Annotated in this window: 14 protein-coding genes and 1 tRNA gene; 8 read left to right on the top strand and 7 right to left on the bottom strand. The window is 73.8% G+C overall.

What is annotated here, in order from left to right; all coding sequences use genetic code 11:
• Positions 1–115: 115 nt before the first annotated feature.
• Together ACIQH8_RS01270 and ACIQH8_RS01275 are read right to left on the bottom strand one after the other, a co-directional pair.
• Positions 116–919 (bottom strand): DUF2993 domain-containing protein, encoded by an 804-nt coding sequence (locus ACIQH8_RS01270; RefSeq protein WP_400993799.1) that lies wholly within the window; start codon positions 917–919, stop codon positions 116–118.
• A gap of 10 nt (positions 920–929) precedes the next feature.
• Positions 930–2603 (bottom strand): arginine--tRNA ligase, encoded by a 1674-nt coding sequence (locus ACIQH8_RS01275; protein ID WP_400993801.1) that lies wholly within the window; start codon positions 2601–2603, stop codon positions 930–932.
• Between the two features lie 40 nt (positions 2604–2643).
• Here ACIQH8_RS01275 and ACIQH8_RS01280 point away from each other — a divergent pair, with 40 nt between their 5' ends.
• From ACIQH8_RS01280 to ACIQH8_RS01315, 8 genes are all read left to right on the top strand, one after another.
• A complete protein-coding gene (locus ACIQH8_RS01280; protein ID WP_400993804.1) occupies positions 2644–3276 on the top strand; it encodes an iron ABC transporter ATP-binding protein in 633 nt (210 codons plus the stop codon).
• 65 nt (positions 3277–3341) lie between these two features.
• A tRNA-Arg gene (locus ACIQH8_RS01285) sits at positions 3342–3414 on the top strand.
• 192 nt (positions 3415–3606) lie between these two features.
• The gene (locus tag ACIQH8_RS01290; RefSeq protein ID WP_400993806.1) at positions 3607–5622 is read left to right on the top strand and encodes a TPM domain-containing protein; all 2016 of its coding nucleotides are present in this window, start codon (positions 3607–3609) and stop codon (positions 5620–5622) included.
• A 55-nt stretch (positions 5623–5677) separates the two neighbouring features.
• Positions 5678–6415, top strand: a complete 738-nt coding sequence (locus tag ACIQH8_RS01295; RefSeq protein WP_400993808.1) for a PspA/IM30 family protein — start codon at positions 5678–5680, stop codon at positions 6413–6415.
• Positions 6416–6538: 123 nt separating this feature from the next.
• Positions 6539–7138, top strand: coding sequence for a DnaJ family molecular chaperone (locus ACIQH8_RS01300; RefSeq protein ID WP_400993810.1), 600 nt, complete (start codon positions 6539–6541; stop codon positions 7136–7138).
• An 80-nt stretch (positions 7139–7218) separates the two neighbouring features.
• Positions 7219–8061, top strand: coding sequence for an arginase family protein (locus ACIQH8_RS01305; RefSeq protein ID WP_400993811.1), 843 nt, complete (start codon positions 7219–7221; stop codon positions 8059–8061).
• 95 nt (positions 8062–8156) lie between these two features.
• Positions 8157–9653: a dihydrolipoyl dehydrogenase family protein gene (locus ACIQH8_RS01310; protein ID WP_400993814.1), complete on the top strand. Its 1497-nt coding sequence runs from the start codon at positions 8157–8159 to the stop codon at positions 9651–9653.
• Complete coding sequence (locus tag ACIQH8_RS01315; RefSeq protein ID WP_400993817.1) at positions 9650–10048, top strand: Fe-S oxidoreductase; 399 nt, start codon at positions 9650–9652, stop codon at positions 10046–10048. The genes ACIQH8_RS01310 and ACIQH8_RS01315 overlap by 4 nt, the downstream gene beginning before the upstream one ends.
• Before the next feature lie 71 nt (positions 10049–10119).
• On the opposite strand, the gene ACIQH8_RS01320 is transcribed toward ACIQH8_RS01315, so the two are convergent.
• The 5 genes from ACIQH8_RS01320 to ACIQH8_RS01340 all read right to left on the bottom strand — a co-directional run bounded on the left by ACIQH8_RS01320 (position 10120) and on the right by ACIQH8_RS01340 (position 15237).
• On the bottom strand, positions 10120–11151 hold the full coding sequence (locus ACIQH8_RS01320; RefSeq protein ID WP_400993819.1) for an iron-siderophore ABC transporter substrate-binding protein: 1032 nt from the start codon (positions 11149–11151) through the stop codon (positions 10120–10122).
• Positions 11152–11223: 72 nt separating this feature from the next.
• Entirely contained in the window at positions 11224–12060 is an 837-nt protein-coding gene (locus ACIQH8_RS01325) for an ABC transporter ATP-binding protein (protein WP_400993822.1), read from the bottom strand.
• Positions 12057–13163 carry a FecCD family ABC transporter permease gene (locus ACIQH8_RS01330; protein WP_400993825.1) on the bottom strand — a complete coding sequence of 369 codons (1107 nt, stop codon included), beginning with the start codon at positions 13161–13163 and terminating at the stop codon, positions 12057–12059. Before ACIQH8_RS01330 ends, ACIQH8_RS01325 begins: the two co-directional genes overlap by 4 nt.
• Positions 13163–14245, bottom strand: coding sequence for a FecCD family ABC transporter permease (locus tag ACIQH8_RS01335; RefSeq protein ID WP_400993827.1), 1083 nt, complete (start codon positions 14243–14245; stop codon positions 13163–13165). Before ACIQH8_RS01335 ends, ACIQH8_RS01330 begins: the two co-directional genes overlap by 1 nt.
• Positions 14242–15237, bottom strand: a complete 996-nt coding sequence (locus tag ACIQH8_RS01340; protein WP_400993829.1) for a siderophore-interacting protein — start codon at positions 15235–15237, stop codon at positions 14242–14244. The genes ACIQH8_RS01335 and ACIQH8_RS01340 overlap by 4 nt, the downstream gene beginning before the upstream one ends.
• Between the last annotated feature and the right edge of the window lie 59 nt (positions 15238–15296).

Here is a 15296-nt window from a genome sequence, read left to right on the forward strand (position 1 = left end):
CCGCCCTTGTGGGGCGGCGTACGGGCGAGTCTACCGACGCCCGGCGCGGCGGCCGAATCGGCGACGACTCCCGGCGACGCTCATCGCTCGGCGTGCCGCTCCGCGGCCGCCGGGATCAACCGCAGGTGCCCGTGGTCGCGAGGGTCTCCTCGGCGAGCGGCAGCCCGCTCGCCTCGAGGCGCACGGTCACGAGGTCGGGCTCGACGGCGATGCCGGACACCTCGACGCCCTCGGGCAGGCGATCGGCCACGCAGATCGGGACCGGGTCGCCGCCGAGGATGCGGTCGACGAGGCCGGACGCGTCGAAACTCCCGCCGCCGGCGTTGATGTCGGCCGCGACGGGCTGGAGGAGCACGCGATCGCCCGCCGCCTCGGGCTCCGCCGTGATCGAGAAGCCGATCGGGATGCCGAGGAACGTGGTCTCGTCCTCGTAGGCCACGGTTCCGTCGCCGAGCGTCAGCCCGCCGCTGATCCCCTGCGACGCGGCGATCTCGTCGACCGCGTCGCCGTCGATCGACGCCTCGACCTCGCCCCGTTCGAGGGTGGCGCCCTCGGCGAGCGGCACGCCGTGCGCCGTCACGGTCACGTCGACCGGGATGCCGTACACGTCGAGCTCGGGCGCCGTCGCGACCATCTCGTCCATGCGGCCGGTCATCGCCTGCCAGAGCGCCGAGAACCCGCGGATGTCGACGCTCACCTCGCCCTCGACGCCCTCGGGCAGCGACTGCTCGATCGAATCGGCGACGTTGCGCTCGGCGATGCCGCGACCCACGGTCTCGACGAGCACGAGCAGCGCGGCCACCACCGCCAGCAGCACGAGCACGACGACGACGGCCTTCCCGTCGTCGTGCCGGCGCGGCGCGGCATCCGCTTCGTCCATCGGCCCGACGGGAACGGTCTCGGCGTCGCGCGAGGTCATGCGGGCGAGGCTACATGCGCTCGGGCGCCGACACGCCGAGCAGGTCGAGGCCGTTGCGGATCACCTGGCCGGTCGCGTCGTTCAGCCAGAGGCGCGTGCGGTGCAGGTCGCCGATCGGCTCGTCGCCGAGCGGCAGCACTCGGCAGTTGTCGTACCAGCGGTGGTAGAGGCCCGCGAGCTCCTCGATGTAGCGCGCGATCCGGTGCGGCTCGCGGAGCTCGGCGGCCTGCGCGACGATGCGCGGGAACTCCTGCAGCGCGCCGAGCAGCGCCGACTCGGTCTCGTGCTCGAGCAGCTCCGGCGCGAACGCCGAGCGATCGACGCCGGAGGCCTGGGCGTTGCGTGCCACGGCCGACGTGCGGGCGTGCGCGTACTGCACGTAGAAGACGGGGTTGTCGTTCGTGCGGCGGCGCAGCTGCTCCGGGTCGATCGCGAGCGGCGAGTCGGCCGGGTAGCGCGCGAGCGTGTAGCGCAGCGCGTCGGTTCCGAGCCAGGCCTGCAGGTCGTCGAGCTCGATGATGTTGCCCGCGCGCTTGGAGAGCTTCGCGCCGTTGATCGACACGAGCTGTCCGATGAGCACCTCGATGTCGCGCTCGGGATCGTCGCCGGCCGCGCCGGCGAGCGCCTTCAGGCGGTGCACGTAGCCGTGGTGGTCGGCACCGAGCAGGTAGACCTTGTGCTCGAACCCGCGGTCGCCCTTGTCGAGGTAGTACGCGGCGTCCGCGGCGAAGTAGGTGTAGACGCCGTTGGCGCGGCGGATCACGCGGTCCTTGTCGTCGCCGAAGTCGGTGGTGCGCACCCAGACCGCGCCCTCGTCGTCGTACACGTGGCCCTGCGCGCGGAGGCGCTCGACCGCGGCGTCGATGGCAGAGATTCCGTCGTCGTCCTTCGCGTGGAGCGCGCGCTCGCTCGTCCACACGTCGAAGTGCACGTTGAACCGCTCGAGCGACGCGCGGATCTCGGCGAGCTGCAGCTCGTAGGCGATCTCGCGCGCGGTGTGCAGTGCGACCTCGGGATCGAGCTCGAGCAGGTGCGGCTCGCGCTCGAGCACCCGGGCGGCGAGGTCGGCGACGTACCGGCCCGGGTAGCCGTTCTCGGGCGTCGGTTCGCCCTTCGCCGCCGCGATCACCGATGCGCCGAAGTTGTCCATCTGGTTGCCGGCGTCGTTGATGTAGTACTCGTTCGCGACCGTCGCGCCCGCGGCACGGAGCACTCGGCCGATCGAGTCGCCGAGCGCGGCCCACCGGGTGTGGCCGATGTGCAGCGGGCCCGTCGGGTTCGCCGAGACGAACTCGAGGTTGATCACGCGCCCGGCGAGCGAGTCGCCGTGCCCGTACGTCGTGCCCGCGTCGACGATGACCTTCGCGAGCGCGCCCGCGGCCGCGGCATCCAGCCGGATGTTGATGAAGCCGGGGCCGGCGACCTCGGCGCTCGCGACGCCGTCGACCTCGGCGAGGCCGGCCGCGAGTTCGCTCGCGATCTCGCGCGGGTTCGCGCCGAGGGGCTTGGCGATGCGCAGCGCGATGCTGGAGGCCCAGTCGCCGTGCTCGCGGAGCTTCGGTCGCTCGAGCGTCACGGCGTCGGGAGCGAGGCTCAGCTCGACCTCGGCACCGGCCTCGCGTCGTCGCGCGACCAGGGCGATGACGAGGTCGTACAGGGCACGCGAGAGGTCGGCGGGAGTCACTCGAAGATCCTACCGGGCGCCCGTTGCTATCGTTTCCCGCATGCCGCGCCCGAACGCCCCCCGCCCCCGCCTCCGCTCGGTCACGCTCGCCGTCGTCGGGGCGTCGGCGTTCGCGCTGCTCCTGTCCGGCTGCACCGACCCCGCCGGCGCACCGTCCGAGACGACCGCACCGCCGACCGCCGGCGGTACGGCGACCGCGACGGCGCCCGCCGAGCCGACCGTGGAACCCGAGCCCACCGAGGAGCCGATCCCATTCGAGGTCGCGTGCGACACGATCCTCACGGCCGAGCAGGTCTACGAGTTCAACCCCAACTACGGGACCGCGCCCGACTACTCCCCCACCGCCGCGACCGTCTCCGACGTGGTCGCCGCGTCCGGCACGGCATGCGGATGGAGCAACCAGACGAGCGGCGACATCATCGAGGTCGGCGTGGCCACCCTCCCGGAGCACGCGTACGAGCTCCAGGTCGGCGACGCCGCCATGCGGTCCAACCCCGTGCCCACGTACGGCACGCCTCCCGAGGTCGAGGGCTTTTTCCGCCAGTCCGGCGGCGTCGGGCAGGCCCAGGTGTTCTCGAACGGGTACTGGATCGTGATCGAATCGCCGGTGCTGTTCGAGCCCGGCGACGCGCAGGGCCTCGTCGCCGACGTCATCGCGAACGTCGTCGACTGACGACCCCGTCGGCCCGTCGACGTGCGCCCGGAGACCGCCGCAGGTGGTAGTGTTTCCTGCTGTGCGCCTCCGTAGCTCAGGGGATAGAGCGCCGGTTTCCGGTACCGTAGGTCGGGGGTTCGAATCCCTCCGGGGGCACGTTCGTGAAGAGCCCGGTCCACTCAGCCAGCTGAGGGTCCGGGCTCGTTCCGTATCCACGCCCATGCCCTCCACCTCCGGCCGTGTCCGCCGCGGTCGCGGGGTGCTGAGCGTCCGCCCGGAGTCGTGGACGCCCGTCGGAGCGCCCCAATAGACTCCACACATCGGCTCCGAGGGGAAGGGCACTGTCGCATGCGGTCGGTTCGCAGGGGTTCGATCGCGTTCGCCGTCCTGTTGGTCCCGATCCTGCTCCAGGCCCCCGCGATCGCGCACGCCGAGCAGCCCGTCGAGTTCGGCGAGAGCCCGATCGTCGACACGGTCGGCGCGCTCACGGCCGACGAGACGGCCGAGGTCGAGGCGGCGATCCGGGAGGCGGCCGACGAGACCGGCCGCCAGCTGTTCGTGGCGTACGTCGGCGAGTTCGACGATCCGGCCGACGCGGGGTCGTGGGCCACCGAGACCGCGAACGACAACAACATGGGCAGCGAGGACTACCTGCTGGCAGTCGCGATCGACGGGAGGGCCTACCAGCTCTCCGCCGCGGATGATGCCTCACTGTCGGCCGAGGAGGTCGATCGCATCGCGGTGCAGGTCATCGAACCCCACCTGCGCGACGGCGACTGGGCGGCCGCCGCGATCGCCGGCGCCGAGGCGATCGGTGGCGGCGGCGCGTCCGGCGGCGGGCTGGGCTGGCTGTGGATCGTGCTGCTCGTCGTCGCGGCGGCGATCGTGGTGGTGATCGTCATCGTCCGCAGACGCAGCCGGAACGGCGTGGAGGCGGAACAGGGGCCGCCGGAGGTTCCGATCGAGGAGCTCCGACGTCGGGCCGGCGGCGCGCTCATCGCCGCAGACGACGCGATGAAGACCAGCGAGGAGGAACTGGGCTTCGCGGTCGCCTCCTTCGGCGAGGAGGCTGCCGGCGAGTTCCTCGCCGCGCTCGCCACGGCGACCTCGAAGGTCCGGGAGGCGTTCGCCCTCCAGCAGCGACTCGACGACCACGAACCCGACACCGAGCCGCAGCAGCGCGAGTGGTACGCCGGCATCCTCGGACTGACCGAGGAGGCGGAGGCGCTGCTGGACGCGCAGGCCGAGCGCTTCGACGCCCTGCGGGCGCTGGAGCAGAACGCGCCGCAGGCCCTCGCCGGGGTGGAGGAGGCGATCCGCGACGCCGAGGCCGCGATCGGTCCCGCCGCCGCGCGGCTGCACGCCCTCTCCGCACAGTACGGCGCCACCGCGCTCGCCTCCGTCGCCGACAACCCGGAGCAGGCGCGAGCGCGCATCGCGTTCGCCCGCGACTCCGCGGCCGAAGCCTCGGCGGCGATCGGGCGCGGGGAGGCCGGGTCCGCCGCCGTCGACATCCGAGCGGCGGAGGAGGCAGCCGACCAGGCCCGCCTGCTCGCGGCCGCGGTCGAGCGGCTCGCGGCCGACCTCGGCGACGGCGACCGCGCCGTCGCCGCGGGGGTCGACGACCTCGACGCCGACGTCCGCACGGCCCGCGGCATGTCCGACGCCGCCCTCGACGCCCTCGCCGACCGCGTGGAGGCCGAGGCGAGCGCACTGCGCGCCGACCTCGGCCGGCCCGGGCGCTCCCCCCACGAACTCGCAGCACGCCTCGACGCGGTCAACCGCGAGATCGACGCCGCGATCCAGGGCGCGCGCGACGCCGCGGTCGAGGCGCAGCGCGCACGGACCGAACTCGACCGCGCCCTGCTCGCCGCGCGCTCGCGCGTGCAGGCCGCTGAGGACTACCTCGTCGCGCGGCGGGGCGCGATCGGCGCCGAGGCGCGCACGCGGCTCGCCGAGGCCGGCCGGCTCGTGGTCGAGGCGCAGTCGCTCGCCGCGACCGACGCCGCCCGTGCGCTCGCGGCGGCGCAGCGCGCCGACCGGCTCGCCGGCGAGGCGATGTCGCTCGCCCAGCAGGATGTCGGCGGGTTCGGCGGCGGGTTCGGCGGCACCGTCGGTCCGGGCGGGTACGGCGCACCGTCCGGTCGTGGCGCGACCGGCGGCGACCTCTTCGGCGCGGTCCTCGGCGGCATCCTCATCGACTCGATGCTCGGAGGCGGCCGAAGGAGCGGAGGCTTCGGCGGCGGCGCTCCCGGCGGATTCGCCGGCCGCCCGTCGGGCGGGTTCGGCGGCGGGCGACGGGCGCCCGGGAGCTTCGGCGGATCCGCGACGCGCTCGCGCCGCGGGAGCGGGGGCCGCTTCTGACGCGCCGCTTCGACCAGTACGACCCAGTTCGATCACCACACGGAAGGACACACCGATGACCAAGCAGTCCATCTTCGGACGCATCTCGCAGCTGCTGCGAGCCAACGTCAACGCGCTCATCGACCAGGCCGAGGACCCAGAGGTCATGCTCGACCAGATGGTGCGCGACTTCACGAACTCGATCGCCGACGCGGAGGCCGCGATCGCCGAGACCATCGGCAACCTGCGCCTGCTCGAGGACGACCACCGCGAGGACGTGAACGCCGCGCGCGAGTGGGGCGACAAGGCGCTCGCCGCGAGCCGCAAGGCGGATCAGCTCCGCACCACCGGCGACACCGCGGGCGCCGACAAGTTCGACAATCTCGCCAAGGTCGCGCTGAGCCGTCAGATCTCCTCCGAGAACGAGGCGCGCGCGGCCGAGCCGCAGATCGCGGCGCAGACCGAGGTCGTCGAGAAGCTGAAGGCCGGACTGAACGGCATGAAGCAGAAGCTCGTCGAGCTGAAGAACAAGCGCAGCGAGCTCATCGCGCGATCGAAGACCGCCGCGGCGCAGCAGCAGGTCCACGAGGCGGTGAAGTCGATCGACATCCTCGATCCGACGAGCGAGCTCGGGCGCTTCGAGGACAAGGTGCGTCGCGAGGAGGCGAAGGCGCGCGGGCAGGCCGAGCTCGCCGCCTCCAGCATCGACGCGCAGTTCAACGAGCTCGACGATCTCGGCGAGCTGACCGAGGTCGAGGCGCGCCTCGCCGCACTGAAGACCGGGGGCTCCCAGGGCCAGATCTCCGGTTCCTGATCGGGTGCGGATGCCGCGGGGCGCCGCCGAGGTGACGGCGACCCCGCGGCATCCGCACCCCCGACGGGCGGCGACGCCCGGGTGCCGGGCCCGAGATCTCCGCTCACGAGGGAGGTGCGGAGCATGACCCCGGACGAGGCGGCGCGCGTGCTCGGGGTCGAGCCCGGCGCCGATCAGGCGGACCTGGATCGCGCCTACCGGCGCCTCGCGCGCGAGTTGCACCCCGACCGCTTCGTCGGCGCACCGGAGGCCGACGTGCGCGACGCGAGCGCGCGGTTCATCGAGGTCGCGCGCGCCTACCGGCTGCTCTCCGAGGCCCGTCCCGCAACGAGCGACGAGCGTTCGGCCGGGCGCATCGTGGTCGAGCATCCGGCGGGCGGGCCGCCACGAACCGTGCCGATCCGCCCGATCAGCGCGCGCCTGTTCGCGACGTGGACCCTCCTGCTCCTCGTGGGTGCGCTGCTGTCGACGTCGACGACGCCCGTCGTCACCCCGCTCGACCTGTGGGGTCGGCTCGCGCTGCTCGTCGCCGCAGCCCTCGCGACCGGGCTCACCCGCAAGCGATGGGCGTGGTGGGCGACGCTGGTGCTGCTCGGGCTCAGCGGCATCGCGGTGATCGCATCGACGACCGTCGCCTCGCTGCTCGGACTCGGTTTCATGGCGGTCGCCTCCGTCGGCCTCGCCGTCCAGGCCGGGCTCGTGCGGTTCCCCGACCAGGGCTGACGGCGCGCTCTCGCCGGCCCGCCGCCCGGCGAGCCGGTCCGTGCTCGCGCGCGGATGCCGCGAGGAACATACTGGGAACCATGCCGGCCGCCTTCGTCGTCGTCCCCGAGTGGCAGGGTTCCGTCTCCGCGCGCGCGATGAGCCACGCCGACGGGGCGCACGCCATCAGCGGAGACCTCCCCTCAGCCGCCACCGTGGTCGTCGACGTGCCGGTGGAGGCCGGCGACGCGCTCGGCACCGGCGTCCACCGCTACAGCGCCCTGCGGCGGATCGGCGATCGCATGCGCGACGCGATGCAGGGGCTCGGCCGCACGCCGATCACGATCGGCGGCGACTGCGGCATCGCGCTGGCCTCGGTCGCGACGGCCGCGGCGGGCGATCCCGACTCGCTGGCCGTGCTCTGGCTCGACGCCCACCCCGATCTCAACTCGCCCGGGACGAGCCCGTCGGGTGCGTTCAACGGCATGGTGCTGCGGGCCATCGCAGGCGAGGGCGCCGACGGCCTGGCGCTCGCGGACGGCGAGCGGATCGCACCCTCCCGGTTCGTCCTCGGCGGAATTCGCGCGGTCGACGCCGGCGAGCAGGCGTTCATCGACGAGCACGGCATCGCGACCGTCGGCGTCGACCGGTTCGGCGTACCCGATGCGATCGTCGACGCGATCCTCGCAACCGGTGCCTCTCGGGTCTACGTGCACGTCGACCTCGACGTGCTCGATCCGTCCGCGATCGCCGGGCTGTCGTATCCGCTGCCCTTCGGTGCCGATCCGGACGAACTGGTCGCACTCGTTCGCGCCGTCGTCGCCCGGGTGCCGCTCGCGGGAGCGTCGATCGCCGGCTTCGCGCCGTCGTCCGCCGAGGCGGCGCTCGACGACCTGCCGACGATCCTCCGACTCATCGGCGCGCTCTCGTCGGGCGCATCCTGATCGATCGCGCGCGGATCCTCGCCACCGCGGCGTCCGCTCCATAGGCTGGCGTGGTGGCCGGTCGGCGCGTCCTCCGGCCCGAGGAGGGAGCGCGCATGGCCAGGGAGTTCGACCTCGTCGTCCTCGGTGCCGGACCGGTCGGTGAGAACGTCGTGGATCGGGCCCGCGCCGCGGGCCTCGAGGTCGCCGTCGTCGAGCACGAGCTCGTGGGCGGCGAATGCTCGTACTGGGCGTGCGTGCCGTCGAAGTCGCTGCTGCGCAGCGGTGCGGCGCTGCGGGCCGCCCGACGGGTGCGGGGCGCATCCGGTGCGGTCATGGGCGACGTCGACGTCGCCGAGACCCTTGCGCGCCGCGACTACTGGGTCTCCGACTGGGACGACCGCAACGCGGCGGACTGGCTCGAGAGCGTCGGCGCCGTCCTGGTCCGCGGTCACGGTCGCCTCGACGGCGAGCGCCGGGTGGTCGTCACCCCGTCGGGCGGAGGCGCCGACGAGGTGCTCGTCGCGCGCCATGCGGTCGCCGTGTGCACCGGTTCGGAGCCGGTCGTCCCGGACGTGCCCGGTCTCGCCGACGCGCGCCCGTGGATCAGCCGCGACGCGACCGGGGCGCGGAGCGTGCCGGGCCGGCTCGCGATCATCGGCGGCGGGGTGGTCGCGGTCGAGATGGCGATCCTGTACGCCGGCTTCGGCACTCGGACGACGATGATCGTGCGCCACGGGCTGCTCGGAGGCATGGAGCCGTTCGCGGGCGAGGCCGTCGCGGAGGGACTCCGCGCGCTCGGGGTCGAGCTCAGGCAGGGCGCGAGTCCGGTGCGCGTGCGCCGCGACGATGCCGACGCCGTCGTCATCGAGCTCGACGACGGCGAGTCGATCACGGCCGACGAGGTGCTCGTCGCGACCGGTCGCCGCCCGCGATCGACGGGGATCGGCGTCGAGACGGTCGGACTCGAGCCCGGGTCGTCCATCCGGGTCGACGACACGCTCGCGGTGGTGGACCTCGACGAGGCATCCGCCGCCGACCGCGACGGCGCCGGCGGCGACCGCGACGGCAACGAGCGGGTCCCGTGGCTCTACGCCGTCGGCGACGTGACGGGGCGCGCGTCGTTCACACATCAGGGCAAGTACCAGGGCCGCGCGGCCGGTGACGTCATCGCGGCGCGCGCGCTCGGACGCCCCGTGGACGCAGGACGGTACGGGGTCCACACCGCGACCGCCGACGCCGTCGCCGTCCCGAGCGTCGTCTTCGCCGATCCGGAGGTCGCCTCGGTGGGCCTGACCACCGCGCACGCCGCTGCGCGCGGGCTCTCGGTCCGCACGCCCGAGGTGGCGTTCTCGAGCGTGACCGGCGCGGGCATCCTGGCCGACGGCTTCGAGGGGCGCGCGCGGCTCGTCATCGACGACGAGCGCGATGTCGTGGTCGGCGCGACGTTCGTGGGGCAGGATGTCGCGGAGCTCGTGCACCAGGCCACCATCGCGATCGTGGGCGAGGTGCCGGTCCGCCGGCTCTGGCATGCCGTCCCGGCGTTCCCCACCCTGAGCGAGGTGTGGCTGCGGCTGCTCGAGGCCGACGGCCGTCCCGAGGTCGGCGGATGAGCCGGACGGTGCGCGTCCGGCTCACCGACTCGCCCATCAGCATGGCGGGCTACTGGTGGGCGACCATGGTCGGCTTCGCCTGGGGGTTCCTCTGGAGCCGGGGCCGCATCGAGGTGCGGCAGGGCCTCGTCGTCTTCAGCGGGATGCCGCGCTGGACGTTCGGGCGCGGCGGATCGTGCGTCGGCGGCTGCTACCTCACCGATCGGAACCATTCGGACACCGTCCTCGGCCACGAGGTGGTCCACCGGGAGCAGTGGCGGAAGTACGGCCTGCTCTTCCCGATCCTGTACTGGATGTCGGGCCGGAACCCGCTGACGAACCGCTTCGAGATCGAGGCGGGGCTCGAGGCCGGCGGGTACCTGCCGCGTCGGCGCGCGCGGTCACGCGAGGGCTGAGGCGGAGACACCGCCGACGACGGAGGGCCGGGCTCCGCTGGGAACCCGGCCCTCCGACCGTCAGCGCTCGATCACTGCTCGACGACGCCCGCGATGGCCTCGACGAGTGCGGGCAGGCCGCCCTCCCAGTCGAAGCTCAGCGCGGTCGGGGGCGAGACCGACGAGACCGTCACGGGGTCGGAGACCTGCGCCACCCTGCCCGCCGCGACCGCGGGGATCGCCTGCAGTTCGGGCTTGACGAGGAAGGCGTCGGCCTCCTCGTTCGTGCTGTGGTAGCTGACGATCACGTCGGCGTCGAGCTGGTCGAGCTGCTCGTAGCTCAGCTCGTAGAAGAAGCCGCCGTCGCTCGTGTCGAGCTCGGAGACGCTCGGGGCGACCTCGAGCCCGAGTTCGGTGAGCACCTCGATGCGAGAGTCGGCGGCCGTGTAGACGTAGACGAAGCCATCGCCGTCCCACACGCCGGCGAAGGTCGTGCCCGCGAAGTCAGGGTGCTCGGCGGCCTGCTCGGCGAGGCCGTCGGCGATGTCCTGCAGGACCGCCTCGCCCTCATCGGCACGGCCGAGCGACTCGGCGGTGATCTCGATGGTCTGATCCCACGGGGTGGTCCAGGGCGCCTCGGGGTAGGCCACGACCGGCGCGATCTCGGAGAGCGTGTCGTACTGATCCTCGGTGAGCCCTGAGTACGGTGCGAGGATCAGGTCGGGCTCGGCCGCGATGAACTCCTCGTAGGGGATGGTCGCGCCGCCCTCTGGGTCGGGGATGAGTGCGGGCAGCTCCTCGCCGGCCTCCTCGTACGCCGCCTCGACCCAGGGCAGGTAGTTGCCCTCGCCGACGGTCCAGGCCTGCTCGGCGATGGCGACCGGGTACACGCCGACGGCGATCGCGGCCTCGGTGGATCCCCAGCCCCAGGTCGCGACGCGCTGGGGGTCCTCCTCGACGACCGTCTCGCCGAAGGCGTGCTCGATCGTGACGGGGAAGCCGCCGGCGGCGGCGGCGTCGGACTCGCTCTCGGACGATTCGGCCGCGCCGGCCGAGCAGGCGGACAGGGCGAGCGCGGCGACGGCGGCGCCGGCCACGGCGATCAGGGAACGTCGAAGACGCAACGGATGCTCCTAGGTTCGGGGGAATTAATAAGGCAAGGCTAACCTAAGTAGACCGCGCCTGCACGCCGGATGTCACGAGCGGTCATCGACCGCGTGGAATCGACCGATCGGCACCACCAACGGGCTCCCCGACACGGGATCGGCGATCACGTGCGACTCCAGGCCGAACGCCTCGCGCACGGTTCGGGCCGTCAGCACGGCGTTCGGGTCCCCCTCGGCGACGATCCGGCCCGCCGACATCACCACCAGGTGATCGGCGTAGCGTGCGGCGAGGTTCAGCTCGTGCAGCACCATGACCACGGTGGTGCCGCGCTCGCGATTGAGCGCGGTCAGCAGGTCGAGCAGCTCGAGCTGGTGCGCGACGTCGAGGAAGGTGGTCGGCTCGTCGAGCAGCACGAGGTCGGTCTGCTGGGCGAGCACCATCGCGATCCACACGCGCTGGCGCTGCCCGCCGGAGAGCTCCTCGATCGGTCGCTGCGCGAGGTCGCGGATGCCGGTGGCGGCGAGGGCCTCGGCGACGACCGCGTCGTCGTCGCTCGAGTGGCGTCCGAACCAGCCCTGGTGGGGGAACCGGCCGCGCGCGACGAGGTCGGCGACCCGCACGCCGTCGGGGGCGACCGAGGACTGCGGCAGGACGCCGACGCGACGCGCGAGGGCGCGTCGCGGCATCCGAGCCACGTCACGACCGTCGAGCACGACGCGGCCGGCCTCGAGGGGGTGGAGTCGGGCCAGCCCCCGGAGGAGGGTGGACTTGCCGCACGCGTTCGGACCGACGATCGCCGTGATGCGACCGGGCGGGATCGCCAGGTCGAGGTCGTCGATGACACGCCGGCCGTCGTAGCCGAGGCTCACGCCCTCGGCGACGAGCCCGCGGGCCGACGCGGCGGGCGGAACGGGAAGGGCGCTCATGCGCGGCTCCTCTCGGTACGGGCCAGCAGCCACAGCAGGTATGGTGCGCCGATCACGCCCGTCACGATGCCGAGCGGCGCGGTGAAGCCCGGGATCGCGAACTGGCCGGCCACGTCGGCGCCGAGCGTGAGCACGCCGCCGACGACCGCGGCCGAGGCGATCGCCGCCTCCCCGTGTCCTGCGAGCCGTCGTGCCACGGCGGGCGCGATCAGGGCGACGAAGGCGATCGGTCCGGCGACCGACGTCGCGAGTGCGACGAGGGCGACGGCGACGACGAGCAGCGCGACGCGCGCCGCGTCCGCGCGGACCCCGAGCGCACGAGCGTGATCGTCGCCCAGCGCCAGCGGCCGGAGCGCCCTCGCGAGGACCACCAGGACGGCGCCGCACGTCGCGGTGCCCAGGGCGAGGAGCCAGAGCTCGTCGCCCCGGACGTCGGCCACGCTGCCGACCGTCCAGTGCAGCGCCGTCTGCGCCTCTCGCACCTCGGCACGTGCGAGCAGCCACGCGACGCTCGACCCGCAGAGGTACGCCATTCCCACTCCGACCAGCACGAACCGTACGCCGTGCAGGCCCCGACGCCACGCGGCGAGCCAGATCACGATCGCGACGACGAGCCCGCCGCCGAACGCGAAGCCCGCGACGATCGCGCCCCCCGCGCCGAGTCCGAGGATCGCCCAGACCGCGCCGAGGCTCGCCCCGGCCGAGATGCCCAGGATGTCGGGACTCGCCAAGGGATTCCGCAGTGTCGACTGGAAGACCGCGCCCGCGAGTGCGAAGGCGACGCCCACGACCAGCGCGGCGAGGATCCGCGGGAGGCGCAGCTCGAGGACGACGAAGCGCTCGATGCGGTCCCCGCCGCCGAGCAGTACCGCGAGCACGCGGTCGGGCGTCACACCGGCCGCGCCGAACGACAGTGCCGCGAGCGCGACGGCCGCGGCGACGGCCGCCCCGACGACGACGACGAGCACTCGGCGCCGGCGGTCCCTGACGCGGGCGTCCGCGATCCCGCGCGCGATTCCGGCGGCCTCGACATCGGCTCCGGCTGCGGAGGCGTTGCGCGCGTTCGGCCCGTCGGAGGTGCGAGCGGCTCGGAGTGCGGCCATCAGAGTCCGGCCACCCGTCGGCTCCGAGCGATCGCGATGAGCACCGGTGCACCCAGGAACGCGGCCACGACCCCCGCCTCGAGCTCCGCGTTCGGCACGACCAGACGCCCGATCACGTCGGCCGAGAGCAGCATGATCGGCCCGAGCAGCACCGCGAGCGCGGTGATCCACCGGTAGTCGCTGCCGACCAGTCGGCGCGCCGCGTGCGGCACGACGAGCCCGACGAGCGCGATCGGGCCGGCGAGCGCGACCGCGGTGCCGGACAGGAGCACGAGCGCGATGCCGGCGAGGGCGCGCGTGACGCCGACGCGCTGCCCCAGGGCGGCGGCCACGTCGTCGCCGAGCGCGAGCAGGTTGAACCGGTGGGCCAGCACCGCGGCGAGGACGACGCCGATCACCAGGAAGGGCCACAGGGCGGCGACGGTCGAGAGCTCGCGTCCCGTGAGGGAGCCGACGGCCCAGAAACGGTACTGGTTGAACGCCTCCGTGTCGCGCAGGAGCACGAGCGCGATGAGCGGGGTGAGCAGCGCCGTCAGCGCCGCCCCGACGAGTGCGAGCCGGACCGGACGCGCACCGCCGATCGCGAACACGATGGCGGCCGCGATCGTCGCGCCCGCGAACGCGAACCAGATGAAGGCGAGCGGTGCGGTCACGCCGAGCAGCGAGATGCAGAGCACCACGGCGAGCGACGCGCCGGCATTGATCCCGAGCAGCCCCGGATCGGCGATCGGGTTGCGCGTGACACCCTGGATGAGCGTGCCGGCGAGCCCGAGCGCGACCCCCGCCGCGAGTCCGATCACGGTCCGCGGGATCCGCAGCTGCACGACCACGGCCTGATCGGGGTCGGCGAGGTCGGGCGCGAGCAGCGCCTGCCAGACCTCGCCCGGATCGATCATCCGGACGCCGAGCGCGAGGCTCGCGGCGACCACGACGAGGAGGGCGATCGTGCCCCCTGCGAGGACCGCCACGGCGCGACCGGAGCGCGACCGGCCGGCCGCTGCGGTCGACTGGGCGGCGCCGGGTCGCGTCGCGGACGGCGCGACCGGGGTCGCGTCGGTCGCCGGGATCGGGGTCGCGTTCACGCCAGTTCGGCGCGGCCCCGCCGCCAGTACCCCATGAACGCGACCTGGCGGCGGTCGAGCCCCGCCTCGCGCACGAGGAAGCGACGCAGCGCGGTGATGACGGATGCCTCGCCCGCGAGCCAGGCGTAGCAGTCGCCGTCGAGGCTCGTGCCCTCGGGCACGTCCCACAGGATGCCGTCGGCGTCGGCCGCCGCCTCGAGTTCGGCGAGCGTCCGGCGGGCGGACTCGGCGGCCGCCGACGCGGGGTCGGCGCAATCGCGGAGCCAGCAGGTGCGCGCGACCCAGTCGCGGACGGCGGGGACGAGTCGTTCGCCGTGCGACTGCGCGCCGGTGCGCGGCAGCCAGCGCACCTCGACACCGGTCGGTGCGGCGACCTCGAGCACGTCGTCGCCGCTCGGGACCTCGATGATCGCGGCACCCTCGGCGTCGGCGGGGAGCGACTCGAGGATCGCGCAGATCGCGGGCGCCGCGGTCTCGTCGCCCGCGAGCAGGACGGTGTCGACGGCGCCGGGACGCCAGTCGATGCCGATCGTGCGCCCATCGCTCAGCTCGTCGGGGCCGACGAGCACGATCTCGTCGCCGGGCTGCGCGCGAGCGGCCCAGGCCGAGCCGGGGCCGACGTCGCCGTGCGCCACGAAGTCGACGTCGACCTCGCGGAGCTCGGGCCGCACTGCCCGGATCGTGTAAGTGCGGAACGGATTGCGCTGCTCGGCGGGAAGCTCGCGCCACGCGGAATACCAGTCCTCGCCCGAGGGGAAGTGGGCGAACCCCGAGCCGTCGAGCGGCAGGACCACCTTCACCCGCTGGTCGAAGCCGGCCGTCCCGAACTCCGCGAGCTCCTCACCCGCGAAGGTGACGCGGGTGAAGTGCTCCGACAGCCGCCGCACGCGCGCGACGCGCGCGCGGAAGCCGCGGTAGGCGGGACGCGGTCGCGCGGTGGCCGTCACTGGTGCGGTCGCGGACGCGGCGGCTACGGCGAGTGAGGTAAGCATTACCTAAGTCTTGCACACGGTCGCGGGCGGATGACACGCGGCGAGTGGTCCCCGCGGCG

It is taken from the genome of Agromyces sp. GXQ0307 (assembly GCF_044769845.1).
In the GTDB taxonomy this organism is placed as follows: domain Bacteria; phylum Actinomycetota; class Actinomycetes; order Actinomycetales; family Microbacteriaceae; genus Agromyces.

Coding starts and splice junctions, on each gene's coding strand:
- ACIQH8_RS01330 (WP_400993825.1), bottom strand. CDS start 13,163: ATGGCCGCACTCCGAGCCGCTCGCACCTCCGACGGGCCGAACGCGCGC.
- ACIQH8_RS01305 (WP_400993811.1), top strand. CDS start 7,219: ATGCCGGCCGCCTTCGTCGTCGTCCCCGAGTGGCAGGGTTCCGTCTCC.
- ACIQH8_RS01270 (WP_400993799.1), bottom strand. CDS start 919: ATGACCTCGCGCGACGCCGAGACCGTTCCCGTCGGGCCGATGGACGAA.
- ACIQH8_RS01315 (WP_400993817.1), top strand. CDS start 9,650: ATGAGCCGGACGGTGCGCGTCCGGCTCACCGACTCGCCCATCAGCATG.
- ACIQH8_RS01300 (WP_400993810.1), top strand. CDS start 6,539: ATGACCCCGGACGAGGCGGCGCGCGTGCTCGGGGTCGAGCCCGGCGCC.
- ACIQH8_RS01280 (WP_400993804.1), top strand. CDS start 2,644: ATGCCGCGCCCGAACGCCCCCCGCCCCCGCCTCCGCTCGGTCACGCTC.
- ACIQH8_RS01310 (WP_400993814.1), top strand. CDS start 8,157: ATGGCCAGGGAGTTCGACCTCGTCGTCCTCGGTGCCGGACCGGTCGGT.
- ACIQH8_RS01340 (WP_400993829.1), bottom strand. CDS start 15,237: ATGCTTACCTCACTCGCCGTAGCCGCCGCGTCCGCGACCGCACCAGTG.
- ACIQH8_RS01290 (WP_400993806.1), top strand. CDS start 3,607: ATGCGGTCGGTTCGCAGGGGTTCGATCGCGTTCGCCGTCCTGTTGGTC.
- ACIQH8_RS01295 (WP_400993808.1), top strand. CDS start 5,678: ATGACCAAGCAGTCCATCTTCGGACGCATCTCGCAGCTGCTGCGAGCC.
- ACIQH8_RS01325 (WP_400993822.1), bottom strand. CDS start 12,060: ATGAGCGCCCTTCCCGTTCCGCCCGCCGCGTCGGCCCGCGGGCTCGTC.